Source organism: Mesorhizobium sp. LSHC412B00, from assembly GCF_000503035.1.
Lineage (GTDB): Bacteria > Pseudomonadota > Alphaproteobacteria > Rhizobiales > Rhizobiaceae > Mesorhizobium.
Genome location: NZ_AYWB01000002.1, coordinates 67,376 through 81,709, shown reverse-complemented (window position 1 = coordinate 81,709; position 14,334 = coordinate 67,376). Strand labels below are relative to the sequence as shown.

General features: G+C 63.9%; 16 protein-coding genes. 11 read left to right on the top strand and 5 right to left on the bottom strand.

Annotated elements, in window-relative coordinates:
* The first annotated feature begins 117 nt into the window (after positions 1–117).
* The 4 genes from X757_RS159800 (at position 118) to X757_RS159810 (ending at position 2,180) form a co-directional block, all read left to right on the top strand.
* The gene (locus tag X757_RS159800) at positions 118–636 is read left to right on the top strand and encodes a CreA family protein (protein WP_023753104.1); all 519 of its coding nucleotides are present in this window, start codon (positions 118–120) and stop codon (positions 634–636) included.
* 91 nt (positions 637–727) lie between these two features.
* The gene (locus X757_RS159805; RefSeq protein ID WP_023688044.1) at positions 728–1,369 is read left to right on the top strand and encodes a DapH/DapD/GlmU-related protein; all 642 of its coding nucleotides are present in this window, start codon (positions 728–730) and stop codon (positions 1,367–1,369) included.
* 150 nt (positions 1,370–1,519) lie between these two features.
* Positions 1,520–1,702, top strand: coding sequence for a hypothetical protein (locus X757_RS1000000167780; RefSeq protein ID WP_023688045.1), 183 nt, complete (start codon positions 1,520–1,522; stop codon positions 1,700–1,702).
* Between the two features lie 46 nt (positions 1,703–1,748).
* A complete protein-coding gene (locus tag X757_RS159810) occupies positions 1,749–2,180 on the top strand; it encodes a low affinity iron permease family protein (protein WP_027050613.1) in 432 nt (143 codons plus the stop codon).
* A gap of 26 nt (positions 2,181–2,206) precedes the next feature.
* Here the strand turns inward: X757_RS159810 and X757_RS159815 are convergent, their stop codons facing one another.
* Positions 2,207–3,073 carry an SDR family NAD(P)-dependent oxidoreductase gene (locus tag X757_RS159815; RefSeq protein WP_023725350.1) on the bottom strand — a complete coding sequence of 289 codons (867 nt, stop codon included), beginning with the start codon at positions 3,071–3,073 and terminating at the stop codon, positions 2,207–2,209.
* 132 nt (positions 3,074–3,205) lie between these two features.
* Between X757_RS159815 and X757_RS159820 the strand changes: the two genes are divergently transcribed.
* Positions 3,206–3,487: a hypothetical protein gene (locus tag X757_RS159820; RefSeq protein ID WP_023668298.1), complete on the top strand. Its 282-nt coding sequence runs from the start codon at positions 3,206–3,208 to the stop codon at positions 3,485–3,487.
* 12 nt (positions 3,488–3,499) lie between these two features.
* Here X757_RS159820 and X757_RS159825 read toward each other — a convergent pair whose 3' ends face one another.
* A complete protein-coding gene (locus tag X757_RS159825) occupies positions 3,500–4,075 on the bottom strand; it encodes a TMEM175 family protein (RefSeq protein ID WP_023668299.1) in 576 nt (191 codons plus the stop codon).
* Positions 4,076–4,228: 153 nt separating this feature from the next.
* On the opposite strand from X757_RS159825, the gene X757_RS159830 reads away from it, so the two are divergent.
* Complete coding sequence (locus X757_RS159830) at positions 4,229–5,437, top strand: MFS transporter (protein WP_023725349.1); 1,209 nt, start codon at positions 4,229–4,231, stop codon at positions 5,435–5,437.
* Between the two features lie 3 nt (positions 5,438–5,440).
* Here X757_RS159830 and X757_RS159835 read toward each other — a convergent pair whose 3' ends face one another.
* Positions 5,441–6,913, bottom strand: coding sequence for an MATE family efflux transporter (locus X757_RS159835; RefSeq protein ID WP_023725348.1), 1,473 nt, complete (start codon positions 6,911–6,913; stop codon positions 5,441–5,443).
* A gap of 199 nt (positions 6,914–7,112) precedes the next feature.
* On the opposite strand from X757_RS159835, the gene X757_RS159840 reads away from it, so the two are divergent.
* Positions 7,113–7,901, top strand: coding sequence for a L,D-transpeptidase (locus tag X757_RS159840; RefSeq protein WP_023725347.1), 789 nt, complete (start codon positions 7,113–7,115; stop codon positions 7,899–7,901).
* A 78-nt stretch (positions 7,902–7,979) separates the two neighbouring features.
* Here the strand turns inward: X757_RS159840 and X757_RS159845 are convergent, their stop codons facing one another.
* Positions 7,980–9,455 carry an esterase-like activity of phytase family protein gene (locus tag X757_RS159845; RefSeq protein ID WP_023725346.1) on the bottom strand — a complete coding sequence of 492 codons (1,476 nt, stop codon included), beginning with the start codon at positions 9,453–9,455 and terminating at the stop codon, positions 7,980–7,982.
* 223 nt (positions 9,456–9,678) lie between these two features.
* Here X757_RS159845 and X757_RS159850 point away from each other — a divergent pair, with 223 nt between their 5' ends.
* Positions 9,679–9,993 carry a hypothetical protein gene (locus tag X757_RS159850; RefSeq protein WP_023712452.1) on the top strand — a complete coding sequence of 105 codons (315 nt, stop codon included), beginning with the start codon at positions 9,679–9,681 and terminating at the stop codon, positions 9,991–9,993.
* 27 nt (positions 9,994–10,020) lie between these two features.
* Here X757_RS159850 and X757_RS159855 read toward each other — a convergent pair whose 3' ends face one another.
* Entirely contained in the window at positions 10,021–11,046 is a 1,026-nt protein-coding gene (locus X757_RS159855; protein WP_023725345.1) for a LacI family DNA-binding transcriptional regulator, read from the bottom strand.
* A 194-nt stretch (positions 11,047–11,240) separates the two neighbouring features.
* Here X757_RS159855 and X757_RS159860 point away from each other — a divergent pair, with 194 nt between their 5' ends.
* The 3 genes from X757_RS159860 to X757_RS159870 all read left to right on the top strand — a co-directional run bounded on the left by X757_RS159860 (position 11,241) and on the right by X757_RS159870 (position 14,307).
* On the top strand, positions 11,241–12,272 hold the full coding sequence (locus X757_RS159860; protein WP_023725344.1) for a Gfo/Idh/MocA family protein: 1,032 nt from the start codon (positions 11,241–11,243) through the stop codon (positions 12,270–12,272).
* Positions 12,269–13,177, top strand: coding sequence for a sugar phosphate isomerase/epimerase (locus X757_RS159865; RefSeq protein WP_023832879.1), 909 nt, complete (start codon positions 12,269–12,271; stop codon positions 13,175–13,177). The genes X757_RS159860 and X757_RS159865 overlap by 4 nt, the downstream gene beginning before the upstream one ends.
* A 116-nt stretch (positions 13,178–13,293) precedes the next feature.
* Positions 13,294–14,307: a substrate-binding domain-containing protein gene (locus tag X757_RS159870; protein WP_023682113.1), complete on the top strand. Its 1,014-nt coding sequence runs from the start codon at positions 13,294–13,296 to the stop codon at positions 14,305–14,307.
* Positions 14,308–14,334 lie beyond the last annotated feature (27 nt).

Below are 14,334 nucleotides of genomic sequence, written 5' to 3'. Positions count from 1 at the left end.
CGGTCGCAGGGAGCAAGGCAAAGATGCCGCGTTGCCGCAACCGGGCTGGACGCTACCTTGCAAACAGCTGGCCCTTATCCCACCTGAGAGCGGCAAACCGAACCTGAGGAGGCTCCCTTGCAAAGACGGACTGGGCAGAGACGGATTGGGCAGAAACTGATCGGCGGCGCGCTGGCCGCATGCATTGCCCTTGGCGCCGGTGCCGCCGCGGCAGAGGAGGTCGGCAAGGTCGGCGTCGATTGGGTCGGCAACGACATCATCGTCGAGGCGATCAAGGACCCCAAGATCGACGGCGTGACCTGCCATGTCTCCTATTTCGACCGCAGCGTCATCGACCGGCTGCACAAGGGCAACTGGTTCGAGGATCCGTCTGATTCCTCGATCTCCTGCCGCCAGACCGGGCCGATCACCATCGGCGACATCGACATGAGCGAGGGCGGCGAAGAGGTGTTCAAGCAAGGCATCAGCCTGATCTGGAAGAAGCAGGTGGTGAACCGCATCTACGACAAGAAGAACGAGACGCTGATCTATCTCTCGCATTCGCGCCAGGTGCAGGACGGCTCGGCGAAAATGTCGGTGACGACCGTGCCGCTGTTCGGCCAGAACGTGGTGTGGACCGGCGGCAAGCCGAAATAGCCGGTCGGAGCCGACGCAAGATCGACCCGCCTGCGGGCCCGACGGCGACGCGACAATTGCTTCCGCAATTGCGCGGGGGTAAATCCGCCAGATGGACCGTACCGAAAACCTCGTCCTGAAAGATCCGGAGCCGCGCATCCATCCGACCGCGGAGCTGAAAGCGTGCAAGCTTGGCCGCTATGCCTCGATCGGCGAACGGGTGGTGCTGCGCGAGGTCAATGTCGGCGATTTCTCCTATTTCGAGCGCCACGCCGAGGCGATCTACACGACGATCGGAAAATTCTGCTCGATCGCCGCCAACAGCCGCATCAATGCCTTGGAGCATCCGATCGAGCGGATCACGCAGCACAAGCTCAGCTACCGGCCGAACGAGTATTTCCGCTGGCTGGGCGTCGACGCGGCGTTCCGCGCGCGGCGGCAGGCCAAGGCGGTCGGCATCGGCAACGATGTCTGGATCGGCCATGGCGCCGTCATCATGCCCGGCATCAGCATCGGGAATGGCGCGATCGTCGGCGCCAATTCGGTGGTGACGCGGAATGTACCGGCCTACACAATCGTCGCCGGCGTACCGGCGAAGCCGTTGCGCATGCGCTTTCCCTCCGAGATCGCGGCGCGGATCGAAAGCCTCGCCTGGTGGGACTGGCCGCCGGAGAAACTCGCCAAAGCGGTTCCCGACATGCAGGCCTTGCCGATTGAGGATTTCCTCGATCGCTGGGAGCAAGAGCATTCCTGAGAGCTCGCCGCGCGTGCGCGGTTTCATCGACTGGCTGGCCGAAATCCTGGCGCCAAAATTCTGAACGGCACGTGTCGGGAAGAGTTCCGCCGGTCTGCGGCAACGCAACGAACCCCTTCCGCCATGCGGGGGTGGCGCAGCGGAAGGGGCTTGGAGACAAATCCGCGTGAAGCGGAACGAACAGGTTTTGGCCTGCATGGCGACTATGGCAACAAACCGATAAGGCGGCTTTTCACGGCGCTGCGCCTTTGGCGTGCATTCAATTGCATCAAGGATGCCATCTGCGACAGGGAACCGGAAGCGGCTGCCGGTTGTTTATTGTTGGAGCGATGAATGCGGCCTTGGTCAGTTTATCGCGCTTGAGCCGTCGAGGATGTGAATGATCGAAAAGCTGTTTACCAGAATCGCCAACACCGTTTCGCACTTGGCGGGCCTGCCGCCGACTTTCATCGCCTGCTGCGCCATCGTTATCGTCTGGGCGGTAAGCGGGCCATTCTTCGGCTTTTCCGATACGTGGCAGCTCGTCATCAACACGGGAACGACGATCATCACCTTTCTGATGGTGTTCCTGATCCAGAACACCCAGAACCGCGACGGCGCCGCGGTTCAGGCCAAGCTCGACGAACTGATCCGCGTCAGCGAGGGCCACAATCATTTCATCGGCATCGAGCACCTGACCGAATCCGAGGTCGAGGAGATCAGAGACAAATGCGAGCGGGCGGCAAAACGCCATGACCACGAGCTCGCCGAACTCGCGGCCAAGAAGGCCGTCGCGCAAAAGCGCACCGCGAAAAAACGCGCGGCCGCCTGACTCTCGGCTTTGCCTGAGTTCGACGATCAGTTTCCCATAAAGGCCGCGAAAGCGTCCTTATGGTCGGGGTGCCAGCGCGAGAGAGCAGGCCGGTTCTCGATGATGTCGCCGATCGCCCAGGCCATGCGCTTTTCATCGGTCGGCCGCATCACCTCATTGTCGGGGCACAGGATGTAGAAGTCCCCACGCGCCAGCGAAGCCAGCATGAAGTCGACCACCTGCTCGCCGGTCCAGGCGCCAGCGGGTTTTTCGACCGCTCCTTCGGTGAGGCCGGTGAAGGTGAAGCCGGGAATGAGAAGATGCGCCGCGACCTTCGCGCCCGGCTCGTTGCGCAATGCGTGCGCCAGCCCTTCGGTGAACGTCTTCAATGCCGATTTGGAGACGTTGTAGGCGAGATTGCCGGGTGGCGTGGTGATGCCTTGCTTGGAGCCGGTGTTGATGATCAGGCCAGGCTCTCCGGAGGCCAGCATGGCCGGAGCGAAGGCATCGACGCCATGTACGACACCCCAGAAATTGATGTCGATCAGCCGCTTCCAGGCGTCGCCGTTCTCCCACGGTTTTCCCGGATTGTTGCCGACGCCGGCATTGTTCATCAGCAGCGATACGGCGCCGAAAGCGGCATGCGTCTTTTCCGCCAGCCGGCCGAGTTCGTCGGCCTTCGACACGTCGGTGGCGACGGCAAGCACGGCATTCTCGCCGGTGATCGCGGCGACTGCCTGGCGGGCCGCATCGAGGCGCGCGCCGCCAATGTCGGCCAGCACCAGTCTCATGCCCATAGCCGCCAGCCTTTTGGCGGCGGCAAGCCCGATGCCGCTGGCGCCCCCGGTGACGACGGCGACGTTGCCTCGGCTGAGGGCGGGCAAAGCGGATTGGATTTCGGCGTCGGAGGTCATGATCTTTTTCCTAGGGTTCGGGTGGCACCGAACTTAGCGCGGGACGCGCATCGTGCAAGGCCGTCCCGCGTGTTCGGGTTGACCGCATCAACGGCGGCTGTGCATGCTGCGGCCGAACAGGGAGACTGCCGATTGACCGACTGGGTTGCGATCCTGAAGGAGCAGACCGCCACCGGCGACCAGATGGGCCGCGAGGTGCCGCAGATGCTTGCCAATCCGGACATAAGCGAAGCGCAGGTGAAGACCTTGTTTTCGGCACTCGAAAAACAGGCCGAGTTCGTCGAGAAATTGCGCATGGCGCTGGAAAAATTCGGCCATGATTTTTCGATCATCAAGGCGGCCGAGCGGCTGGAGGAGCGCTATGCCGACCTTGCGGCGTCGGTTGCCGAAAAGCTGAAGGCGATGCGCAAGTAGAGACGTCCTACGCTACTTTTCCAGCACCCGCGAAAAACGCGTGTCCGGCACGAACCAGACGGCGGCCACCAGCACGAAGATCGCAACGCCGATCCATTGGTTGACGAAGGCAAGCGGGACGGCTGCGGCGTAGAGGGCCACCGAGATCTTGCCCTTGCGGTCATTGCCCAGCGCCTTGGCGAAGGCGGTGTCGTTGCCGTGCAAATGGTGCAGCTTGGTGGCGAGAAAGGTGTAGGCGACCGCGCACAGCACCAGGTCGATGCCATAGACCGCGACGGGGACGGGCGCGAAATGGTTCTCGCCCATGAAGGCCGTCGTTGCCGGCATCAGCGACAACCAGAACAGAAGGTTGAGGTTGGCCCACAGCACGCGGCCGTCGACCCTTTGGACGGTGTGGAACATGTTGTGCAGATTGTTCCAGTAGATGCCGACATTGATGAACGACAAGACATAGCTGAAAAAGATCGGCCACAGCGGCAGAAGCGCTGAAAAATCCTGGCCATGCGGCACTTTCAGCTCCAGCACCATGATGGTGATGATGATGGCGACCACCCCATCGGTGAATGCCTCGACTCTGCCTTTTCCCATGGATTCTCCCTCTCGATGGAAAGACGTTAAGCGAGGACTTCGGGCAAGACCATCCTGACAAGGTTGTCAGGATGAAGTTCGGCGCGTGGAACGGCCATCCTTACATGGACGTTGGGGCGCAATTGGGCGTTGGGCGATTGGCCGGAGGTTGCCATGACCAGCTATGCCGAGACCACGACGCGCGACAACGGACTCGATGGCCGGCCCGCGATGGCCGCGGTTGCCGCCATGATCGCCGCGCTGTTCGCCGGCAGCACGGTGCTGACGCCGCTTTACGTCATCTACAAGCAGGCCTTCGGTTTCTCGCAGATCACGCTGACGCTGGTCTACGCCGTCTATGTCGTCGGCAATCTCGGCGCATTGCTGATGTTCGGGCGCTTGTCCGACGGCATTGGCCGCCGTCCTGCGGCGCTGGCGTCGATGGCCATAGCGGTGGTCAGCGCGGTGGTGTTCCTGCTGGCCGAGAATGTAGCATGGCTCGATGTCGCCCGCATATTGAGCGGCCTTGGCATCGGCGTCGGCGCGGGAACCGGCACGGCCTGGCTTGCCGAATTGATCGAAGGTAAGGACAAATCGCGCGCGGCAATCATCGCCACCAGCACCAACTTCGTTGGCCTTGGCCTCGGCGCGCTGGCATCGGGCCTGCTCGCCGAATATGCGCCCTGGCCGTTGAGACTAACGTTTGCGGTCTATCTTGCCTTGCTGGTGGTGGTGACGCTGCTGATCTGGCGTACCCGCGAAACCGTGTCCCGGCCGGGCAGGCTGACCGACGTTTCGTTGCGGCCACGGCTATCGGTGCCGAGCGATATCCGCGCTGCCTTCGTGGCGCCGGCGGTCACCGGTTTCGGCGCCATGGCGCTGGTCGGCTTCTATGCAGCCCTGGCGCCGAGCATCCTGGCGCAGCAGCTGCATGTGGCCAACCATGCCGAGGCCGGCGCGCTGTTCTTCGAACTGTCGATCGTTGCGGCCGCGACCATTCTGGCCACGACCCGACTGTCCAGTCGCGCCGGCATGCTGGCCGCGCTGGCGCTGATGATCCCTGCGGTGGGGCTGGTGGTTGCGGCGCAGTTTTTCGCCTCGATGTCGCTGATGATTGCCGCCACCGCTCTGTGCGGCGTGGCGGCTGCGCTCGGCTATCGCGGCGGCCTGCAGGTGGTGAACCAGATCGCACCTGCCGAGCGTCGCGCCGAATTGGTGTCGGCATTCTTCATCTGCTGCTTCTGCGGCAATGCGCTGCCGGTGATCGGCATTGGGCTGCTGTCGAGTTGGGCCACTCCGACGACGGCAAGCCTGGCCTTCGCCGGCATGATCACGCTGTTCTCGGTCGTAGCGTTGGGGTTCGGCGTCAAATACGCGCGCTGAGCCTCACCCGTTTGGCGTCTCGGGCGCCATGTTTGCCCGTCCGCGCGGGATGCCGAGGCCGGTGTCGGGCGGCTCGCCGGCGGCCGGCCGGTCCTCGATTATGTGCATGGTGCGCCAGCGGCCGAAGCGATAATAGGCGGCGGCCAGCACCAGCGAGGTGATCGATCCCGCCGGAAAACTCCACCACAGCGCTTCCTCGCCGATGTAGCTCCTGAAGAAGTAGGCAAAGCCGGTACGCACGACCAGCACCGAGATCACCAGAATGATCAGCGGCGGCATCACGGCACCGGTGGCGCGCACGGTGGCGAACAGCACGATGGTGACGCCGAACAGGATGAACGACCAGGACGCCACCTTGTTGATGTGGGCTGCAATGTCGATTGCGGTGCTGTCGCGGCTAAGGAACAGGCCGAGCACCGGCCTGTCGAAGAGGAACAGCAGCGCCACCAGGGCGCCGGTGAGCACCAGGTTGAAGCCGACGCCGGACGCCGCGATGCGACCGATGCGGTCCCAGCGCCCGGCGCCGACATTCTGGGCCGCCATCGACGAGACTGCGGCTCCGATCGCCAGTGCAGGCATCTGGATATAGGTCCACAGCTGCGCCGCGATGCCGTAGGCGGCGGCGACCTGCGAGCCGTAGGAGTTGACGATGCCCATGACGGTCAGCGCCGCCGCCGAAATGACGATCATCTGCAGGCCCATCGGCACGCCCTTGAAGACGACGATCCTGAGCAGCGCCGGATCCGGCCGCAGCAGAGCGAGGTTGGCGCCGGCGAGCCGCAGCGGATGCTTTCTGGCATAAAGCACGACGAGGATGGCGATCACGCTCACCGTCTGGCCGATCAGCGTCGAGGTGGCGGAGCCGGCGATGCCGAGCTCGGGGAAGGGGCCGATGCCGCGAATGAGCAACGGATTGAGGATGATGTCGAGCACGACCGCGAGCGCCATGAAGAAGAATGGCGTGCGCGAATCACCCGCACCGCGCAGCACCGTCATGACGAAGGACAGAAGGTTCATCATCGGCACGGCGACGAAGATGATACGCAGATAGGAGCGCGCCAGCGGCAGCGCATCGGGCGGGGTGCCCAGTGTGTTGAGGATGGCGTCGACCCAGATCCAGCCGCAGACGGCGAAGATAGCCGAGACGAGGAAGAAGAAGCTGGCGCTGGTGCCGACGATGCGCCGCGCCTCGGGCAGGTCGCGGGCGCCGACATATTGCGCCACCAGGATGGTGGCGGCCATGCCGATGCCGAACACGGTGCCAAGAATCAGGAACAGCACCAGATTGGCGTTTGAGGTCGCCGTCAGCGCCGATTCACCGAGGAAGCGGCCGACCCAGACGGCGTTGATCGAACCGTTGAGCGACTGCAGCACATTGGAACCGAGCACCGGAAGCGCGAACAACAGCAGCGTGCGAGGGATTGGGCCGCTGGTGAGATCGCCGGTGCGCCGGCGCGGTGGTATTTTTTCGTCCATGGGCTGTTCGGCGAAGGTTCATCTCAAAGTCCGCCCGGCAATGATCGCCGATTTAACGGACAAGGTCGATGCGGCATTGGAACATGCCACCTGGCGGCTTCAAGCTAATCAGTTCTCAAAACATTCGGAATGGGATATGGGTCGTCGCCGCGTGGGGTCGCATATCCTGTTGGATATGATGAATAGGCTGGGGGGGATCATGTCCGACAATCCGCTTTTTTCCGAGCGCCTGAACCGGCGCGCGTTTCTTGGAATATCCGCTTTGGGTGCCGCTTCCATGGCGCTTTCAGCCTGCACCACGACCGACGTCGTGGTGCCGCCAACGCCCGCTCCGGCGCCCGAACCGGCTCTGGGCGATGCCGCCACCATGTATTCGGCGCGCGTCGATGAGGTCTTTTCATTGCCGGCAATCCCCGTGGCCAAGCTCGATCCGAAGTTCGTGCGCCAGATCGTGGACGATCCGACCGGCGAAAAACCCGGCACGATCGTCGTCGATACATCCGAGCATTTTCTCTATCTGGTGCGCGACGGCGGCAAGGCAATGCGCTATGGCGTCAGCCTCGGCAAGGCCGGGTTTGGCTGGACCGGCAGCGCCGTGATCCAGGCGCGCAAGAAATGGCCGGTGTGGACGCCGCCGCCCGAAATGATCCAGCGCCGGCCGGAACTGGCGAAATATAAGGACGGCATGCCGCCGGGACCGCAGAGCCCGCTCGGCGCGCGCGCGCTCTATCTGTTCCGCGACGGCAAGGACACGATGTACCGGCTGCACGGCACGCCGGAATGGGATTCCATCGGCAAGAATGCGTCGTCGGGCTGCGTGCGCTTCATGAACCAGGACATCATCGACCTCTACAGCCGGGTCAACGGCGTAGCCCAGGTCTATGTGCGCCCGAACCTTTCGGCCGCGGGCAAGATCATGGCCGTGTCGAGCCGGACCGCCGAGGCGATCGATGCCGGCGTGCCAAGGGATGCGGAGATTTTGAAATAGGTGCCTTCACGGCATCGCTGATCACCGACAAACGGTTAGAGGCGGACGCGCCGGGCGCGTCCGCCTCTCCGTATACGGCTACTTCTTGGCGAGGCCCGGAAGCGTGACCTGATAGACCAGGAACATGGTATCGACATCGGCGCCGTCTTCGGCCTTGTAGGGCGCGCCGACTTGAAAACCGTCCTGGGTGAGAAAGTCGTTATCGTTGCCGACGAACAGGAAATAGTCGTCGGGCAGCGCCGGATCGAGCACGCTGACCACCGACATCGCTTCCCACTTCTCCGAGAGGTTGTTCTTGTCGTTCGGCTTGCCGTCATGCAGGCCGAAGCGGCCGAGTTCCTTGTTGTCGTTGATGTCTATGAACGGCGTCAGCTTGGCCGGCGTCACCGAGGGGTCGAGCACCCCCTTGGGCGCCACCGGCTTGTCGGCCGCATCGAAGGCGCCGCCGGCAATGTCGGTGGCGCCAGAGACGTCGACGACGAAAATCTGGCGCAGCAGCGAAGTATCGCCCTTCACCCCCTGGCCGTTTCCGCTGTCGCGCGCCAGCATCAGGAAGGTCTTCTCGGACAGCGCCACGATTTCGCTCTGCGCGGCGACCTTGGTCTTGTCCTTGGCGTCTTTGAACACCGGCAGCGGCACGGCATATTCATGCACCAGCTTGAGATGGGCCGGGTCGGAGGCGTCGTAGACCAGCGCGCGGGTGTTCTGGCGCGTCGCGGGCGAATCGCCGCCATCCTGGCGGGGCGCCGACTGCAGCACAGCGATCAGCGACTTGCCGTCCGGCGTCAGCGCCATGCCTTCGAGGCCTTGATTGTTCTGGCGGCCGGTTTCGGGATCCTTCGGATCGGGTTCGACTGCACCGGGGCCTGGATTGTCGGAGGCGAAGTTCGGCCCGCCCTTGCGCATCGGCACCAAAGCGGCCGGCGGCTGCGTTGCCGACAACAGATGGCCGTCGGCCGAGAAGCGGTAGATGTTGGGGCCGTATTCGTCAGAGATGAACATGGTGCCGTCGGGCAGCCGCGCGATCGCCTCATTGTCGAGCGCCAGCTTGCCATTGGCCTCGGGCAGGATCGGCAGGTCGCCATTGGCCGCGCGCTCGCCGTTGAGCGGATCGAGACCGGTGGCGTCTGCGCCCTTGTCGTCGGTGAGCAGCAGGGAATCGGCTAGCGTCGCCTTGACGCCTGTCTGTTCCTGGCCGGCAGTGGGCGTGGCGCCCAGTGCGGTCGGCGTGAATTCGATATGAATAGTGTTGAGGCGCGGCCGGTAATCGGTGGTGCCGACGACATTGTAGCCACGGTCCGGCAGCAACCAGAGCGAGCCCTTGTAGCCGTCCGCGCCACGGGTCCAGCTTGCGGCGTCGATCGACATGCCGGAGCCGGAGCCGAAGGTCTCGCCGAACTTGTCCTTCTGATCGGCCGGAATGCGGCCGACGCCGACCAGGCCCTTGTTGACGAAGCCGCCAACGGTGGCGGTGCTGTCGGCAAGGGCAGGGGTCAGGGCGGTAAACAGCGCCAATGCGGCGCCGAGCGACACGGTTCGGTGCAGATTTTTCATGGAGATCCTTCTTGTGACGGAACGGGCCGGAACGGCCGGATGACGAAGCCGCCGCAATCGACGATGCCGCGCCCACCGATGAGCGGTCTAGGACGCGAAGATGATAGTTGCGTGACAGACCGTGTCGCACGCGCTCCGGAACCATTTTCCAGCCTGATCCGTTGCACGCGAGCCCAAGCGTCGCCTGCGATGGCCGGTCGAGCCCCGGGCCTAGGAGGGATAAATGGGTTTCGATCAGTATCACGAGCCACCGGAAGAACTGACGCAGGAGGTGCGGACCTTTGCCCGCATGATCACCTCGTTGATCGAAGAGGCCGAGGCGATCAGCTGGTACGAACAGCGCATGTCGGTCGAGAAAGACCCTCAGGCCAAGGCGATCATGAAGAACGCGCAAGGCGAGGAGTTCAAGCATTTCGGCATGGATCTGGAATTCCTGCTGCGCCAGAAGAAAGACTGGCGCACGGAACTGAAGGAAATCCTGTTCACCACCGGCGACATCGTTAAGGCCGGCGAGCGGGGCGAGAAGAAGGTGGATTGAGGCCCGCCGGCCTTCCTCCGCGGCGGATCAATCGCTGTCGCGGGCGATCAGCTCCAGCGGCCAGACTTCGCGGATGATGCGCGGACCTTCCGGGCCGGCAAAGGCGGGAAGCGAGGCCAGCAACATTTCGGCCAGCCGCCGGCCCATCGGCTCCAGCGACGGACGGAAGGCGGTCAGCGCCGGCGAGAAATAACGGCAGAGCGGCGTGTCGACGATGACGATCACCGCGATGTCGTGGCCGGGCCTGATGCCCATTTCGGCCAGTGCCTTGCAGCCGCCGAGCGCCATTGCGTCATTGTTGAAGATGATGGCTGTGGGCCGGTCCTTGGACAGCATCACGCGCGGCGTCACCTGGTAGCCGCCTGCCTCGTTGATGAACCCGTCGGCGATCAGGCCGGGGTCGACTTCGATGCCATGCCGCTCCAGCGCCTTGCGGTAGCCGTCGAGGAACAGGTAGCCGAAGTTGAGATCAAGCGAAGGGCGGATGGCGGCAATGCGGTGGTGGCCGCGCGCGACCAGCCGGTCGACGGCTTCATCACCCGCCCTCTCGAAATCTATATCGAGCGAAGGATAGGTGTCGTCGCCGGATTGACTTCGGCCAAGCGTGGCGAAGGGAAAGCCGGCCTTGCTGAGATAGTCGATTCGATCGTCTTCCCGCCGTGTATTGGCCAACACGACCGCGTCGGCCCGGCGCGTCTCAACCACGCGGCGCAGCCTCTCCTGCTGATATTGGCCGGGCTCGCCCATGACGACCATCAGATCCAGGTCATCCTCGGCCAGTCGGCCCTGCAGACCGATCAGGAACGGGATGAAGAACGGTTCGCCATATTGCTGGTCGCCCGGATGCGGCTGCAGCATGAAGGCGATCGAATGGGTGGTGCCTTGCCGCAGACTGCGGCCGGACTGGTTGGGCGAATAGTTCAATTGCTTGGCGGCGGCGAGCACGCGCTGGCGGGTGTCGGCATTGACGTCGGCGCGGCCGTTCAGCGCCCGCGACACGGTGCCGATCGAAATGTTCAGGTGACGCGCAAGGTCATGGATGCTGGACGCCAAGGACAGTTCTCCCCCTGTCTTGGCTAGCACCGGCTGCCGCCCAGGCCAAGGCTTCGGGATGATTTTCGCTGGCAGCCGATTGACATTCTACGCCATCGGGTGTGTTCTCGTAAACGTTTACGGAGAAACGTTTACGGTGATGCCGGAAATGCCGTGACATTCGGTCTGGAGGGACCGGACGGGAGGAATGCCGGATGATGAATGCCGTCCTCGTCGGCTGTGGTGCGATGAGCAAGGCCTGGCTCGATGCCGCGAGGCAGATCGACGGGCTCGCCATTGTCGGCCTTGTCGATCTCGACGCCGAACGGGCGCGGGCGAGGGCACGCGAATACGGGCTCGATAGCGTCGTCATCGGCACCAGCCTCGACGCGGTGCTCGACCAGACCAGGCCCGACGCGGTGTTCGATGTCGTGGTTCCAGCCGCCCGGCGTGATGTCGCCTTTGCCGCCTTTGCCCATAATTGCCATCTGCTGACGGAAAAGCCGCTGGCCGATACTCCGGAAAATGCGCGCGCCATCGTCGATGCGGCGCGTAACGCGGGGCGCGTCCATGCGGTCGTGCAGAACCGCCGCTACGTCGCCAATGCCCGGCGCATCAGGCGCTTTCTCGACTCCGGCGCCATCGGCAAGCCAACCAGCATCCATGCCGATTTCTTCGTCGCGCCGCATTTCGGCGGCTTTCGCGAGGAGATGGCGCATGTGCTTTTGCTCGACATGGCGATCCACACATTCGACGCCGCCCGCTACATGGTCGCAGGCGATCCCGCCGGCGTCTTTTGCCAGGAATGGGAGCCGGCGAATTCCTGGTACCGGCAGGGATCGTCGGCCAGCGCTATCTTCGATCTCGGCGGCGGCAAGGTGTTCACCTATGCAGGCTCTTGGTGCGCGGCGGGCTTCCGCACCAGCTGGGAGAGCACGTGGCGCATCGTCGCCGAGCACGGCAGCCTGGTCTGGGACGGCGAGGACGGACTGAAGGCCGAAGTTGTGTTGTCGGTCCGCGACGGCCTGTTCGACCTGACCCAGCCCATCACAGTACCGCCGCTCGATTCCGCCGACCGCGTCGGCGGTCATCTCGGCATCATCAAGGATTTCATCCACGCCATCGAGACCGGCAGCGAGCCGGAAACCCGTGGCAGCGACAACATCAAAAGCCTGGCCATGGTTTTTGGCGCCATCGAAAGCGCCGAGACCGGACGGCGCGTCGCAATCACACAGGAAGCATCATGATGCCAAACCCGCTTCTCGACATCCGCATCGGCACCATGGTGCGGGCCAATCTCGAAGACCCGGCCGCCTACATCAAAGAGATTCTGCCGCTCGGCTTCGAGAGCATCCAGCCCTTCTTCTGGCAGACGCTGGGCGGCAAGGATTTGGCGCGGCTCGCCGGTGAGATTGGCGAGGCGATCGGCGATGCCGATGTCGCCGTGTCGTCGATCGGCGTGTTCGGCAATCCGCTGGAGGATGGCGAGGTCGATCGCGGCGTGCTCGCGGCCTGGGAAACCGTCATCGACAATGCGCATCTGTTCGGCGCTTCGATCGTCAGCGGCTTCACCGGACGTCTGCGTGGCAAGAAGCTGACAGACAGCCTGCCGCGCTTCCGTGAGGTTTGGGGTCCGCTGGCCAGGCGCGCCGCAGACAAGGGCGTGCGCATCGCCTTCGAAAATTGCGCCATGGATGGCAACTGGGCGGCCGGCGACTGGAACATCGCCCACAATCCCGATGCCTGGGAGTTGATGTTCAACGAATTGCCCGACGACAATCTCGGCCTCGAATGGGAGCCCTGCCACCAGCTTGTCTACCTCATCGACCCGATGCCGCAGATCCGCAAATGGGCGCCGCGCATTTTCCATGTCCACGGCAAGGACGCGACGGTGCGCTGGGATGTGATCCGCGAGCACGGCGTGTTCGGCAAGCTGCCCTTCGTGCAGATGCGCACGCCCGGGTTTGGCGACAGCGACTGGACGCGGGTGATCAGCGAATTGCGGCTGGCCGGTTACAAGGGCGCCATCGACATCGAGGGCTGGCACGACCCGGTCTATCGCGGCGACCTCGAAATCACAGGCCAGGTGCGCGGGCTGGAATACCTCAAGCAATGCCGGGGAGGAGCGACCTACCTGCCGAACCCGGCGTGACCGAGGGCCGGTGGGAGGAGCCGGCCTGACAGATTGCCAAGCACTGCCGACAAGCACTGCCGACAGGCGAACGACGAAACCCCTCGGCTCACCGAGGACAAAAGGGAGGAACGTGCATGAGCATCGCAATGAGAACGACACTTCTGCGCTCGACCGTCGTGGCCGCCGCCACGGCGCTGTGCGCTGCCATCTCCACTCTGCCGGCGCAGGCGCTCGACGCCCAGTGGTGCAAGGATGTCCACATCCGCTTTTTCGTCGGCGGCGCCGAGGGCGACGCTTTCGGCACCATCGTCTACAATGGCGCCAAGCAGGCGGCGTCCGATCTCGGGCCGAAGGTCGACTACATCTTCTCGCAGTGGGACGTCGAGAAGATGGTTCAGCAATTGCGCGAGGCCGTCGCCGTGAAGCCCAACGGCATTGCCATGATGGGCCATCCCGGCGACGCCGCGATCATGCCGCTGGCCGAACAGGCGCACAAGGACGGCATCAAGATGATGTACCAGAACGTGCCGGTGCCGACGGTGGTGGCTGCGTTCGGCGGCGGCTATGTCGGCGCCCAGCAGGAGCAGCAGGGCCGCGCGCTCGGCGTCGAAGCGTTCAAGCTCGGCAATCTCAAGTCCGGCGACAAGGCGATCATGATCGGCCCGTTCGAGAACGAGGCCCGCGGCGCGCGCGAGCGCGGCACCGTGGCAGCACTCAAGGAAGCCGGCGTCGAGGTCATCCAGCTGTCGTCGCCGCCGAGCGGCGAATGGGCGTCCGACCCCAATCTGGCGATACCGGTGATCACCGCGGCCCTGCTCAACAATCCCGACGTCAAGGCGGTCGGCTATCCCGGCGGCCAGATGCTGGGCAACGTCGCCACCTACATGCAGGCGGCGGGGCGCAAGCCGGGCGACATCTTCAATTTCGGCTTCGACACCAGCCCGCAGATCGTCGAGGCGTTCAAGGGCGGCTGGGTGCAACTGACGGCCGATCAGCAGCCGTTTCTGCAAGGCTATCTGCCGATCCTCAGCCTTTGCCAGCAGGTGGTGCTGGGCCTGGCGCCGATGAATGTCGACACTGGCGCCGGCTTCGTCACGCCGCAGAATTACGAGATCGTCGCCGAGCTCGCCAAGCAGGCGCTGCGCTGACCTCCCAAACTGCCGGCTGGGCGCAAG

What these genes read in the sequence shown, in the direction of transcription:
- X757_RS159805 (WP_023688044.1), top strand. Translation starts at nt 728, where the DNA reads ATGGACCGTACCGAAAACCTCGTCCTGAAAGATCCGGAGCCGCGCATC.
- X757_RS159810 (WP_027050613.1), top strand. Translation starts at nt 1,749, where the DNA reads ATGATCGAAAAGCTGTTTACCAGAATCGCCAACACCGTTTCGCACTTG.
- X757_RS159815 (WP_023725350.1), bottom strand. Translation starts at nt 3,073, where the DNA reads ATGACCTCCGACGCCGAAATCCAATCCGCTTTGCCCGCCCTCAGCCGA.
- X757_RS159825 (WP_023668299.1), bottom strand. Translation starts at nt 4,075, where the DNA reads ATGGGAAAAGGCAGAGTCGAGGCATTCACCGATGGGGTGGTCGCCATC.
- X757_RS159830 (WP_023725349.1), top strand. Translation starts at nt 4,229, where the DNA reads ATGACCAGCTATGCCGAGACCACGACGCGCGACAACGGACTCGATGGC.
- X757_RS159835 (WP_023725348.1), bottom strand. Translation starts at nt 6,913, where the DNA reads ATGGACGAAAAAATACCACCGCGCCGGCGCACCGGCGATCTCACCAGC.
- X757_RS159840 (WP_023725347.1), top strand. Translation starts at nt 7,113, where the DNA reads ATGTCCGACAATCCGCTTTTTTCCGAGCGCCTGAACCGGCGCGCGTTT.
- X757_RS159845 (WP_023725346.1), bottom strand. Translation starts at nt 9,455, where the DNA reads ATGAAAAATCTGCACCGAACCGTGTCGCTCGGCGCCGCATTGGCGCTG.
- X757_RS159850 (WP_023712452.1), top strand. Translation starts at nt 9,679, where the DNA reads ATGGGTTTCGATCAGTATCACGAGCCACCGGAAGAACTGACGCAGGAG.
- X757_RS159860 (WP_023725344.1), top strand. Translation starts at nt 11,241, where the DNA reads ATGATGAATGCCGTCCTCGTCGGCTGTGGTGCGATGAGCAAGGCCTGG.
- X757_RS159865 (WP_023832879.1), top strand. Translation starts at nt 12,269, where the DNA reads ATGATGCCAAACCCGCTTCTCGACATCCGCATCGGCACCATGGTGCGG.
- X757_RS159870 (WP_023682113.1), top strand. Translation starts at nt 13,294, where the DNA reads ATGAGCATCGCAATGAGAACGACACTTCTGCGCTCGACCGTCGTGGCC.